Source organism: Curtobacterium sp. ME26 (genome assembly GCF_903970945.1).
GTDB lineage: Bacteria > Actinomycetota > Actinomycetes > Actinomycetales > Microbacteriaceae > Curtobacterium > Curtobacterium citri.
In genome coordinates this window covers 1-10,511 of record NZ_CAJCKG010000075.1, presented here as the reverse complement: position 1 = coordinate 10,511, position 10,511 = coordinate 1, and the positions used below count along the sequence as shown (strand labels likewise).

General features: G+C 66.4%; 15 protein-coding genes and 1 pseudogene. 8 read left to right on the top strand and 8 right to left on the bottom strand.

What is annotated here, in order from left to right:
- From H7A69_RS17325 to H7A69_RS16470, 3 genes are all read right to left on the bottom strand, one after another.
- Positions 1-243, bottom strand: a 243-nt coding sequence (locus H7A69_RS17325) for a hypothetical protein (protein ID WP_220456278.1), incomplete at its 3' end; no start/stop codon positions are given.
- Positions 244-437: 194 nt separating this feature from the next.
- A complete protein-coding gene (locus tag H7A69_RS16475; RefSeq protein WP_182048039.1) occupies positions 438-743 on the bottom strand; it encodes a hypothetical protein in 306 nt (101 codons plus the stop codon).
- 187 nt (positions 744-930) lie between these two features.
- Positions 931-1,668 carry an SDR family oxidoreductase gene (locus tag H7A69_RS16470; RefSeq protein ID WP_182048038.1) on the bottom strand — a complete coding sequence of 246 codons (738 nt, stop codon included), beginning with the start codon at positions 1,666-1,668 and terminating at the stop codon, positions 931-933.
- A gap of 58 nt (positions 1,669-1,726) precedes the next feature.
- Between H7A69_RS16470 and H7A69_RS16465 the strand changes: the two genes are divergently transcribed.
- A complete protein-coding gene (locus H7A69_RS16465) occupies positions 1,727-2,179 on the top strand; it encodes a MarR family winged helix-turn-helix transcriptional regulator (RefSeq protein ID WP_182048037.1) in 453 nt (150 codons plus the stop codon).
- 58 nt (positions 2,180-2,237) lie between these two features.
- Here the strand turns inward: H7A69_RS16465 and H7A69_RS16460 are convergent, their stop codons facing one another.
- Both H7A69_RS16460 and H7A69_RS16455 read right to left on the bottom strand, forming a co-directional pair.
- On the bottom strand, positions 2,238-2,831 hold the full coding sequence (locus H7A69_RS16460) for a DUF305 domain-containing protein (protein ID WP_259346280.1): 594 nt from the start codon (positions 2,829-2,831) through the stop codon (positions 2,238-2,240).
- 109 nt (positions 2,832-2,940) lie between these two features.
- Complete coding sequence (locus H7A69_RS16455; protein WP_182048036.1) at positions 2,941-3,396, bottom strand: hypothetical protein; 456 nt, start codon at positions 3,394-3,396, stop codon at positions 2,941-2,943.
- Positions 3,397-3,707: 311 nt separating this feature from the next.
- Here H7A69_RS16455 and H7A69_RS16450 point away from each other — a divergent pair, with 311 nt between their 5' ends.
- Positions 3,708-4,049: a hypothetical protein gene (locus H7A69_RS16450; RefSeq protein WP_182048035.1), complete on the top strand. Its 342-nt coding sequence runs from the start codon at positions 3,708-3,710 to the stop codon at positions 4,047-4,049.
- A 405-nt stretch (positions 4,050-4,454) separates the two neighbouring features.
- On the opposite strand, the gene H7A69_RS16445 is transcribed toward H7A69_RS16450, so the two are convergent.
- Together H7A69_RS16445 and H7A69_RS16440 are read right to left on the bottom strand one after the other, a co-directional pair.
- Complete coding sequence (locus tag H7A69_RS16445) at positions 4,455-4,850, bottom strand: hypothetical protein (protein WP_182048034.1); 396 nt, start codon at positions 4,848-4,850, stop codon at positions 4,455-4,457.
- 184 nt (positions 4,851-5,034) lie between these two features.
- Complete coding sequence (locus H7A69_RS16440; protein WP_182048033.1) at positions 5,035-5,382, bottom strand: histone-like nucleoid-structuring protein Lsr2; 348 nt, start codon at positions 5,380-5,382, stop codon at positions 5,035-5,037.
- Between the two features lie 120 nt (positions 5,383-5,502).
- Here H7A69_RS16440 and H7A69_RS16435 point away from each other — a divergent pair, with 120 nt between their 5' ends.
- From H7A69_RS16435 to H7A69_RS16410, 6 genes are all read left to right on the top strand, one after another.
- Positions 5,503-6,537 (top strand): YhcG family protein, encoded by a 1,035-nt coding sequence (locus H7A69_RS16435; RefSeq protein ID WP_182048032.1) that lies wholly within the window; start codon positions 5,503-5,505, stop codon positions 6,535-6,537.
- A 330-nt stretch (positions 6,538-6,867) separates the two neighbouring features.
- The gene (locus H7A69_RS16430; protein WP_182048031.1) at positions 6,868-7,359 is read left to right on the top strand and encodes an ATP-binding protein; all 492 of its coding nucleotides are present in this window, start codon (positions 6,868-6,870) and stop codon (positions 7,357-7,359) included.
- Positions 7,360-7,491: 132 nt separating this feature from the next.
- Positions 7,492-8,796, top strand: coding sequence for a PP2C family protein-serine/threonine phosphatase (locus H7A69_RS16425; protein WP_182048030.1), 1,305 nt, complete (start codon positions 7,492-7,494; stop codon positions 8,794-8,796).
- 317 nt (positions 8,797-9,113) lie between these two features.
- Positions 9,114-9,680 (top strand): MarR family winged helix-turn-helix transcriptional regulator, encoded by a 567-nt coding sequence (locus tag H7A69_RS16420; protein WP_182048029.1) that lies wholly within the window; start codon positions 9,114-9,116, stop codon positions 9,678-9,680.
- 123 nt (positions 9,681-9,803) lie between these two features.
- Entirely contained in the window at positions 9,804-9,953 is a 150-nt protein-coding gene (locus H7A69_RS16415) for a hypothetical protein (RefSeq protein WP_182048028.1), read from the top strand.
- Positions 9,950-10,108 carry a hypothetical protein gene (locus tag H7A69_RS16410; protein ID WP_182048027.1) on the top strand — a complete coding sequence of 53 codons (159 nt, stop codon included), beginning with the start codon at positions 9,950-9,952 and terminating at the stop codon, positions 10,106-10,108. The genes H7A69_RS16415 and H7A69_RS16410 overlap by 4 nt, the downstream gene beginning before the upstream one ends.
- Before the next feature lie 287 nt (positions 10,109-10,395).
- Here H7A69_RS16410 and H7A69_RS17680 read toward each other — a convergent pair.
- A pseudogene (locus tag H7A69_RS17680) lies at positions 10,396-10,511 on the bottom strand (IS30 family transposase); the annotation flags it as partial.

Genomic DNA, 10,511 nt, shown 5'->3' with positions numbered 1-10,511 from the left:
CAGGCCGCCGAGCGCGACCGCCAGCACGGCGACCGCGGAGCCGGCGGTGGCGATGACACCGGCGAGGCGGGCCGGCTGCTGCTCGAGGGCGGCGATCCGGGCGAGCGCGCGCTCGGCCCGGCGCTTGAGGATGCTCCTCGACCCGCTCCCGCCCGCACTGCTCCTACCCCGAAACGCTCGCCTCCGCCGCACCGTCGAGAACTTACACGACAACCCGCACATGCCGATGACAGTGGAAGACATCGGCGCAGTCGCAGACGTCGCCACGCGGTGGGAATCGGGCACCTCGGACGATTCTCCGGCAAGTACCTCGCCCGCTACTGCGAATACCCCAGAACTATACTCCGCAGCTGACCCGGAGTTTAGGAGTTTAGGCCGTCAGGATAGGCCGATTGCACTGACGTACGGGCTGCGTCTCGCGAACCGCTGCCCCACAGTCACCTCTCACACTTCCCCGGACCGTCCCTTAGCCGACCGTCTAACGGACGCGGGCACTCGTATCTCCCGATGGGGTGTCGGAGGCGATCGATCTGCGCTTCGACGGCCTCGTAGCACTCCTGATCAGCCGGGGTGCGCCCGAGATCACGTCCGAGGTCGTTGCCGAACCTGTCGGTCATGTGCCGCATGAGCGAGCCAGCGGCGCGAGGGTGGTCGACTGCGCCGAAGAAGGCGGCTGCGAGATTGGCGAGGACGCCGATCATGATGCGAGGGTCAGCGACTGTGACGAGCTCGGGATGGTCCATGACGGCGAGCCTGCTCCGTTTCGGCCATAGGGGATGAGCTCGACCTCCGCCCGGTCGCCGATCGGCTACCGGGCGCCCGCTCGCTCGCTAGGAGCCGAGTGCGAATGAGGCCGCTTCCCTTCGGTCGCTTATCTCGTCGAATGGGAGTCAGGAGGGCCGACAACCGCGATCCCGCCCCGGGTTGCGGTCACCAGGTGAGCTGCGTGTCGTCCTCGAAGATAGCGCCGGTGGGACCATCAGCAGGCAGGGTTGCCAGTCGCACCGCCACGGCCGCACCTTCGTCGGGGGTGCGGGTACCGCGGAAGTCGTTGAAGTCCGTGGCGACGTGGCCGGGGGCGGCGCCGTTGATCTTCAACGTGGTCTCCGCGAACTCGCGGGCGTAGTGCACGGTGATGGCGTTGAGCGCGGTCTTCGAGCTCGAGTACACCATCGAGGGCTGCCCCACCCAAGCCCCCGCTTCTCCGATCGATCCGCGCTTGCTCGTCACGTTCACGACCCGGGGTGCGTCCGACTTCGCCAGTAGTGGCAGGAACGCGGTGATCATCCGCACGACGCCGAAGACGTTGACCTCGTACACGTTCCTGAAGTCGTCGACGTTCTCCTCGGTCGGCTTCGGTAGGTGCTCGAGCGGCCGGAACGTGAGCGTGTTCACGCCGGCGTTGTTCACCAGGACGTCGAGCCGCCCGAACTCGTGGGCGACGTCAACGACGAGCGCGTCGATCTGATCCTGGTTCGTCACGTCGAGAACGACCGGGCGCACGTCACCGTCGATGGTGGCGGAGGCTGCACGGCCGAGTTCGTCGCTGCGCGCGCCGAGGAGCACGGTGAAGCCCTCCCGGGCGAGGCTGCGAACGATGGCGATGCCGATGCCCTTGTTCCCGCCGGTGACGAGGGCGATCTTCTGCGCCCTGCTTGGTGTTGTCATGTCAACAGCATGCACTTCCGGTGTTGATGCGTCAACAGCGCGACGATAGGGTCACTTCATGACCGCGCCGCTAAGTGAGCAGGAACAACGTCTCTGGCACGCGTGGAAGCTCGCAGCGGACACCGTACGGCAGCGGGTGGCCGAAGACATCAAGGCCGGCTCGGGCCTGTCCGATCAGGACTTCAGCATCGTCACCCGTCTCGTCGATCTGGGCAGCGGAGCGCTTCGCCAGAACGAGCTCAGCGCCTCGCTGCGGTGGGACCGCACCCGCCTGTCCCATCAACTCACGCGAATGGAGCACCGCGGACTCGTCAGCCGCAGCGCGGTCGACGGCGGTGTGCTCGTGCGAATCACCGACGAGGGAGAGCGCCTCGTCCGTGCGGCCCGACCGATCCATGCCGAGGCGGTCCGGAAGCACCTTCTCCACCGCACCGAGGGAATCGACCAGACTGCGCTGGTGCAAGTCCTCGAACAACTCGCACTCGACAGCCCACCAGTCCCGTCTCGATAATCAATTGGCTGTCGGATACGGAACTGAGCAAGCTCCCGCCGCGACCCCCGCCGGGGCTTCAGAGGGACGCGAGCTTGTCCTGCATCTGGGTGATCTGCTCGGTCTGGCTCGAGACGATTGACTTCGCCATCGCGACGGCGTCGGTGTTCTTGCCCTTGTCGACTTCGGTCTTGGCCATGTCGACGGCGCCCTTGTGGTGCTGGACCATCTGCTCGAGGTAGAGCTTCGCGGCGTCCTTCGCGGACGCCTGGTCGAGGTCGTTTATGTCGGAGTCGGACATCATCCCGGACATGGAATGCCCCATCCCGGAGTGCTTCGACTCGGTCGGCTCATCCCAGCCCTTGAGCCAGCTGGTGAGCTGGTTGATCTCTGGGGACTGCTCGGCCTTGATCTGCTTCGCGAGGTCGGTGACGCCGGTGTCGACGCCGGAGCCCTTGGCGAGGAGCATGTCGCTCATCTCGACAGCCTGCTTGTGGTGCGGCAGCATCATCTGCGCGTACATCACGTCCTGGTCGTTGTGCGCCGATGCGGCCGACGTCGACGACGCTGCGTCAGCGTGGGAGCTGCTGTTGCCGGCGGAGCAGCCCGCGAGGGTGAGGCCGAGGGTCAGTGCGGCCGCGACCGCGAGCGTGCGCATGGTGGTGGTGTGCATGATCTTCCGTTCCCGTGGATGCGTCAGGTGTTCCGGCAGGCGGACGCCTGCCGGATCTGGGTATGCCGGAGCCACGCTCCGGGGGTGGGGTCCCGCAGGGGGGGGCGGATCAGATGCGGATGATTTGCAACGCCGTCAGTGACGGCGGTTTCGGTGCCGTAATGCGGCGCGGCAGCCGGTCAGCGAGCGCGAGCAGACGCGCGAGCAGGGAGAGGATGCCGCCGGTCCGTGCGCGCAGCAGCGCCCACGTGAACAGCGCGATCGTCAGCGCGCACGCCATCCCCATCAGCGAGCACATCAGCGCGCACAGGCCGTTGTCGCAGCCCGTGTCGGTGAGGACGGTCATCACCGCAGTCACGGGAGCCGCGTGCTCGTCGTGGCCAGCGGCCGCGACGTGGCTGTGCTCAGCGGTGGCCGCGGGAGCAGCCACAGAGAGCTCGTGGCCGGCGGTGTGCCCTGCCGTCGAGTGCATCAGGACCGTGAACCCGACCAGCAGCAGCAACGTCAGCGTCGCCGTGACCTGCAACAGCAGCCGGCGACGCGGGGAGGCGGTGGTGGTGAGCATCAGTCTTTCAAGCAGACGGGGCCGAAGAGCGCTTCCATGATGCGGTAACTCAACAGCCGGCGGCAACCCGATCTGACGCGGCCTGACCGACATGGATGTCGTGGCTGGCTCAGACACGCTCGTAGAACCCGACGGCTTCTTCGGCATCAAGCCCTCGGGAGCCGGTGCGGAGGGGGAAAGCGGCGTCGTCAGACATCTGCGCTCAGCATGCCGGGAACCACTGACATCAACCACCCTCAGTGTGAGCGTCCGCGGCGCATCGTGGACGCGCGCTGGACTCAGCGCAGGGTGTAGCGGGTCCAATCGGGGTGGTGAAGTACGTGGTGTACGGCGAAAACAAGGTGATGACCGGGGCTGCAATCGCGGACGCGGTCCTGGCCTACGCTGCCGCGCTGGGTGAGAACGGGACTACCGACATCGTGGAGATACCAACAGCCGATGACGACCGCGTCGGTGTCCTCACCAAAGTGTTGATCGGTCTCGCGTCGCAGGTCATGGTGGAAGTAGCCTCCGATGACGAGCTGGAGCCCGAGAATGAGGATCCCGTCAGCGAACTTGTCCGGCGCACCGCCGCTGTCGGCGGTGGCCGCTTCGATGACGCGGCATCATCGCACTCCAACGAGCCTGAGGCCCAGAACCTCGCCCGGAGCTAGTGCAGCGCCTCCCACGCAGCATGAAGATCGGGCATGCCGAACTCGATCGTCGTTGGCGGCTCGCCGCGGAGGAACCGCCGGCGCATGGCGCGATAGGTCTCGATGCGTGCTGGCGGTACCCGCCGGTCGCGTTCGTATCGTGAGTCCACTGAGGTGTCCCTTCCGCACTGCACTGTGCTCCCTCCGGCGCCGGTGGGCCGGAGTGTCGTGCCCGGACTGGGGTAAGTGGATAGCGCACCGGTGGATGGGTGCTTTGGTGGGCGCCGCGGCGGCTGGCGGGCGGAAACGGCCGGGAGCGCGCGAGGTGGTACGAAGGTAAACATCCGGGTAGTTGTTCTCTGCAGTGCAGTGCAGTGCAGTGCAGTGCGTGGCGGCGTTGGCGGGCCCCGTCGTTCGTCAAATCGCTCAGGGTTGGAGCCGCTGCATGAGGGGGAGGAGCGCCTGAGCTGTGCTCGGGTGGCCGCGGAAGGCGTTGAGGCTTCCCGATGTGCCGATCGGGGCGCCAGGTGGAAAGAACGCCACGCAGACGTGGTCTTCGTTGAGGACGATGATGTCCCACCAAGACGGTGGCCCTTGCGGTTCCGAGTCCGCATGGAGCAGGCGCGTGTTCTCGCTCCAGATCTCTAGCTGTTCCCCGTCGGAAGACACTAAAACGGCACCGTCGACCTTGAGGATGTCCTCGCCGAAGCGACGCCATCCCGCGGCATGCAGGACGCTGACCGGAGATGCGTCAGGGGAGAGCGGTGCGAGCAACATCGATAGCGGCCGGCGATCCCGGGACTCGATGGCTTTCGCGTACACGCGCGGCAGCGTAGACCCGCGTCGAGAAGGACGGAATAGCACCGATGGTCTTACAGTTGAGGCTAGTAGGCGCTTCCACCCCCGCCGATACGTTCTGAGAAAGACTGCTATCGGCTCACGAGACGAAGGCCGGCTGCCCACACGGGCGGCCGGCCTTCGTCGTGCTCGGGGGGGGGGGGGCTGGTCAGTGTGCGGCGTCGTACGCGTCGCGCACTGCCTGGCTGATGCGGCCGCGGCTTGAGACCTCGTGGCCGTTGGCGTTTGCCCATTCGCGGATCTTCGCAAGCTCGTCGGAGTTGCCACGCTTCGGCGCGCTGCTGCTACCGGAGGCACGGCTCTGACGGCCGCTGACCTTCCGGGCGGCGGCGACGTAGTCGGAGAACGCTTCGCGGAGCGCCTCGGCGTTGTCGTCGGACAGGTCGACCTCGTAGTGGTTTCCATCGAAGGAGAAGGACACGGTGCGGCCCTTGCCCTCATCGATCGTGTCGCCGGTCAGGTCATCGACGAGGGTGGTGGTGACTTTCTGCGCCATACGAACGCCGCCTTTCGTGGGGATGGAAGTTATTCCCTTTCTATTGTGGCAGAGGCAGCGGCTGCATTCATGAACGCTCACGGTGTGTGACGGTTGGCCGAGCACGGCACAATGAGCGTGATGACTGAGGCTGCTCCGATCCCGTCTGGATACGCCGCCGAGCTGGCGGATCTGAGGGCTCAGGTGCGCGCGGCTCGGTTCACTGCGCAGCGGCGCGTGAACACGGAGCTGGTGCACCTCTACTGGGGGATCGGCGCGTCGATCCTCCGCCGGCAAGACGACGAAGGGTGGGGCAGCAACGTTATCGGCCGACTCGCAGCAGACCTCCGGGCGGAGTTTCCGGACATGAGGGGCTTCTCGCCGCGGAACCTCGCGTACATGCGGGCGTTCGCGGCGGCGTGGGGCGACGAACGGATTCTGCAACAGCCTGTTGCAGAACTGCCCTGGGGGCACATCACGGTGCTGCTGAACCGGCTCGACGACCACCAGCTCCGTGACTGGTACGCCGAGCGAGCCGGACTGCACGGCTGGTCGCGGAATGTCCTCGAGCATCACATTCGCACTGCCGCGCACTCCCGTGTGCAGGCGGCGCCGTCGAACTTCCCCGCGACCCTTCCGGCAGGTGACTCGGATCTCGCGCAGCAGCTGACGAAAGATCCGTACGTCTTGGACTTCCTCGCCCTTGACGGGGACGCGAAGGAACGGCATCTCGAGCAGGCCCTGGTCGACCGGATCATCGACACGCTCCGCGAACTCGGCGAGGGGTTCGCGTTCGTCGGCCGCCAGGTGCACTTCGACGTTCACGGGGACGACTTCTACGTCGATCTGCTGTTCTTCCACGTCGAGCAGCTCCGCTACGTGGTGATCGAGCTGAAGACCGGGAAGTTCAAGCCTGAGTACCTCGGGCAGCTCGGCTTTTACGTGGCCCTGGTCGATGACCGGCTTCGCCGCCCTCAGCACGCCGACACGGTCGGGCTGCTCCTGGTCGCGGACAAGAACGACGCCGTGGTTCGGTACTCCCTCGCCGGCCAGCACACGCCGATCGGGGTCGCCAGCTACGACCTGCTCCCACCGGCCGTGCAGGCTGCGCTCCCATCCGAGGCTGACTTGGCGAACGCACTGCACGAAGGCAGCAGTGATGACGGAGACGACTGACGGCGATCCGGTGGATGCACAAGCACCTGCGTCTCGTTACGAGTCGGACCCATCCGCCGAGCCGGCCGAGGTGGAGTCGTTGGCTGCGCTTCGGCGGCGCCTGCTGACCGAGTCCCTCCGCCCCGACAGCGGTGAGCCGGACGACGCCGGTTGGCCGGACTTCGATCAGCTCCGCCCGCCCCCTGGTAGCTCCGATCGCCTACATACCTGGCGTCATCTTGGTCGCGCAGCAGGCCGTGACGGCAGGAACGTTCGCGCCGTGCGTGATGACCGCGGCGACATGGCTGTCCAAGGAACGCGACAACCCGTGTTCGGTGTGATGATGTCGCCATGGCAGCAGACGGCGCCAAGAAGCCCGAAATCCGCGGTCCAGCCTGGGAGCGCACGGTCACCTTGGTAGTGCCGCCAGGGGACGTCAACGAGGTTCATGAGTCGGTCGATGATCTGTGGACGCTCAACGACGATCTCGGTCCAGGGGAACGGATGCGGTTCGAGACCGCGCTCCTGGAGCTCGCCGGAAACGTTATCGAGCACACCGAAGGACAAGAGCGACTGCTGTGCGAGTTGACGTTGCTGCGGACTCGCACGTCGTTGGAAGCAGTCCTCAGCGACAGCGGCGCAGCGGTCCGGGTGCCGTTCCGGCGGAGCATGCCGGATCCTGCGGAGCTTAAGGAGTCCGGGCGCGGGATCGCGATGATCGAGCTACTCATGGACGACTTCACCTACGAACGCGACGCCGACGGCAACCGGTGGCGACTGGTGATGCGCCTTCCCGAATCGCTGCACCGTGACCGTGACCTCGGGGACGGACCCCATCACTGAAACAGCAGCCTGCGTCGAGGCCAATGAAACGCTCTTTCCGCTGCTGCCAGCCAGCAAGCGGTGCGCCGAGGGGTTCCGTGACCCCCGGATGGGGATAAGCGATCTCCCGCGGACTGCGTTGACTGGACCGTGATGACTCAGGCGTCGCTCCGGATCACCGCCCGGTCTTCCGACACGGGGCAAATTGTGCTGCCCGCGGTCGGGACGGCGTGGGCTCCGTTCGCCAAGCAGGCGATCGTGACCGTGCTCATCGGCGGTGCCGCCGTTGCCAGCACCGCCCTGCCGCTGCTGCTCATCACAGATGCGCAGCGGATGTGGCAAGGAGTCGCGGTCGCGGTTGGGCTGCTTGCGATCACCGCTGTGATGGCTGCCCGACCGTCGCTGGAGCGGCTGCAGATGTTCGTGGCCCTCATCGACTTCGTCGCGATCGGACTGCTACGGTTCGGCACCGGCGACAACCAGTCAGTGTTCCTCGCGATCACAGTGCTGCCGCTGATCTGGATCGCAGCCGGCGTTGGGCGGTGGCGCATTATGGTGCCGTTGGGCGGAGTCATCGTGACACTGCTGCTGCCCCTGGTCTTGAGCGTTGGCCGCAGCCTGATGGTCAGCGAGTTCGTCCGTCTGCTCGTCGTGGTCCTCGTCTACGGCGCAGCTTCGGTGGTCGTGAACGAGCTGTCCCGCCGATCGTTGCGGCAGCTCACCACCTCCCAGCAGCGGCGCCGCGTCGCGGAAGCGGAAGTGACCCAAGCGGTCCTCGTGCAACGCTCCCTCCAACCCGTCGACGGCAGCGACCTCCCTCCGGCGTTCCAGGTCACGGGCGTGTGCGTGCCGGCTCGAGCGGTCGGCGGCGACTTCTACGACTGGTACCCCACACCAGACGGCGGCGCCGCGGTCACGCTCGGAGACGTCATGGGGAAAGGCGTCGGTGCCGGCATGATCGCCGCGGCTGTCCGTGCCGTGGTCCGCAGCAGCCGCGACAACCCCGACCCTGCCGCTGCACTCCGGTCCGCGGCAGCCGGGATCAGCACCGGTCCCGGTACGGCGACCAGCGGCCAGTTCACCACCTGCTTCCACGCGCGGATCAGCCCGGACGGTGTGCTCTGCTGGGTCGACGCCGGACACGGGCTCACCGTGCTCCGACGGGCAGCAGGGGAGGTGTCCTTCCTGCAGTCCGGACACCTCCCGATCGGCGTCGGCACCGGGTGGGCGAGTGCGGAGACCATCCTGGGACCCGGCGACAGCATCGTCAGTGTCAGTGACGGTGTCCTCGACCTCTTCGGCGGCGACCTGCGCTCTCTCGACGACTACGCCGCGTTCGTTGCCGAACGACCTAGCATCACCGAGATCGTCGAGGAGCTCACCGCACTCGCCCAACAGCAGGAACAGCCTGACGACGTCACGGTCCTCGCCATGGCCTGGAGCGCCGCGCCGTCCTGATCGCTGCGGTCGACCAGCGCGGTCGTGCACCGTGGACCGACCGCGAACGGGTCACCCTGCGCGCCAACCGTGCCATCTCGTCGGGTGCGAGTTCGGGTCAGGCAGCCGGCGCCCTCGCGCTAAGACGCCATCGGGTGCGGTGGAACGCGGCGAAAGGATGCCAGCCCGGGAACAGGGGTCCGGGCTCCGCGACAGGGCGATCGCGAGTAGCGCGAACGACTGTATGGCCCCATGGTCAAAGCCGAACCGCTTGTACCCCGCTTTGCTAGGCGATCTACGTATCGTTCGCTCTTGATCCCGTGAGGTGGTGGGTGTTCATGATGAACGAGCAGACGTACGACGAGTCCGGGTACTGGTACCCCGACCGCGCTTCCCGCTCGGGGATTCAGTTGCTGAATCTGATGCGGCAGTACCGCTCGGCTGAGGTCGAGATACGGCAGCGGACCCGCAAGGGCATGCGGATGAACCAGACCGACATGGAAGCCGTCCGCTATCTCCTCCGTGCCGGCGAACGGGGCGAGCAGGTGAACTCGTCCGAGCTGGCCGCGCACCTGGGCATCACCTCCGCGTCCACGACAGCGGTCGTGAAGCGCCTCGTCGCCTCCGGCCACGTCCAGCGTCACGCAGACCCCTCGGACGGCCGAGGCGTGCTGCTGACCGCGACCGGGCATACCGACGAGGAAGTCCGCACCACGCTGACCGACGTGCACGCACGCATGATCGCCGCAGCTGATCAGCTCTCCCTGCAGACGGTCGAGGAGATGAGCCGTTTCTTCACCGACATGATCGACGCTATGCACGCCGACGCATCGACTACCGAGCTCCGAGCTGACTACGCACAGCGGGCTGCAACCCCGGCGCCGGCGTCGCATCCGGGACGTTAGCACCGCCTGGGTCTCCAAGATGCGAACGCATGCACATAAGTAGTTAGACGAACTAGGTTTCTTGCCGCATACTGATATCCGACGCCGCGGAGCGTCGGACAGCGACCACGGGAAGGGCCGACAATGAGCACGATCAACGCAACGCACTCGCAGTTCTCGGAGGTGCGCGAGGCAGCACGCGGACGCCTCCTCGCCGTCCTCGCAACCAGCTGCGGGATTGTCGCTGTCACCGTCGCGTCCGCCGCCGCGATCGTCGTCACGGTCGGAGCGTGAGCACGGTGACGTTGGCGAACCTGCAGGAACACCCGCACGAGTGGCACCGACGTGGCATGCGGCACCCTGCCGAAATCGACGCGCTGGTCTACACCCGCACGAACGGCAATACTCCGCCGGAACCGGCTTACGGCGACTTCTTCCGAGCAGCCTGACCCCTCTAGCCCAAGAGCACATCATCACGTCTGCTCTTGCTCCGTTGACATCACAGTCGGCGCAAAGCGCGGCCCCCATCGGAACACCGGCGGGGGCCGTCTGCTGTTCGGCGAACGCCTCCTTGCCGAGCACCCACCCAGGCGACTACGCCAACCCTGACGGCATGAAACCGCACCAACAGGTCGCCGACATCGACAAAGGATTCGAGTGGGTCTGCGAAGGACTCGAAGAGCTACCCACGTACAAGACGGAAGAGTTGAAGCGTGTCCGGTAGCCGATGGCGGTTTCAAGGGGTCGTTGCAACGGGTGGTTGTGTCGGGTCCGACAGTAGCTGTTCAAATGCCTCGGCTGGCGTGCGGTAGTCGAGGGTCTTGCGAGGCCGTCCGTTGAGTTCGGCGGCGA

Coding starts and splice junctions, on each gene's coding strand:
- H7A69_RS16475 (WP_182048039.1), bottom strand. CDS start 743: ATGGACCATCCCGAGCTCGTCACAGTCGCTGACCCTCGCATCATGATC.
- H7A69_RS16470 (WP_182048038.1), bottom strand. CDS start 1,668: ATGACAACACCAAGCAGGGCGCAGAAGATCGCCCTCGTCACCGGCGGG.
- H7A69_RS16465 (WP_182048037.1), top strand. CDS start 1,727: ATGACCGCGCCGCTAAGTGAGCAGGAACAACGTCTCTGGCACGCGTGG.
- H7A69_RS16460 (WP_259346280.1), bottom strand. CDS start 2,831: ATGCACACCACCACCATGCGCACGCTCGCGGTCGCGGCCGCACTGACC.
- H7A69_RS16455 (WP_182048036.1), bottom strand. CDS start 3,396: ATGCTCACCACCACCGCCTCCCCGCGTCGCCGGCTGCTGTTGCAGGTC.
- H7A69_RS16440 (WP_182048033.1), bottom strand. CDS start 5,382: ATGGCGCAGAAAGTCACCACCACCCTCGTCGATGACCTGACCGGCGAC.
- H7A69_RS16435 (WP_182048032.1), top strand. CDS start 5,503: ATGACTGAGGCTGCTCCGATCCCGTCTGGATACGCCGCCGAGCTGGCG.
- H7A69_RS16430 (WP_182048031.1), top strand. CDS start 6,868: ATGGCAGCAGACGGCGCCAAGAAGCCCGAAATCCGCGGTCCAGCCTGG.
- H7A69_RS16425 (WP_182048030.1), top strand. CDS start 7,492: ATGACTCAGGCGTCGCTCCGGATCACCGCCCGGTCTTCCGACACGGGG.
- H7A69_RS16420 (WP_182048029.1), top strand. CDS start 9,114: ATGATGAACGAGCAGACGTACGACGAGTCCGGGTACTGGTACCCCGAC.
- H7A69_RS16415 (WP_182048028.1), top strand. CDS start 9,804: ATGAGCACGATCAACGCAACGCACTCGCAGTTCTCGGAGGTGCGCGAG.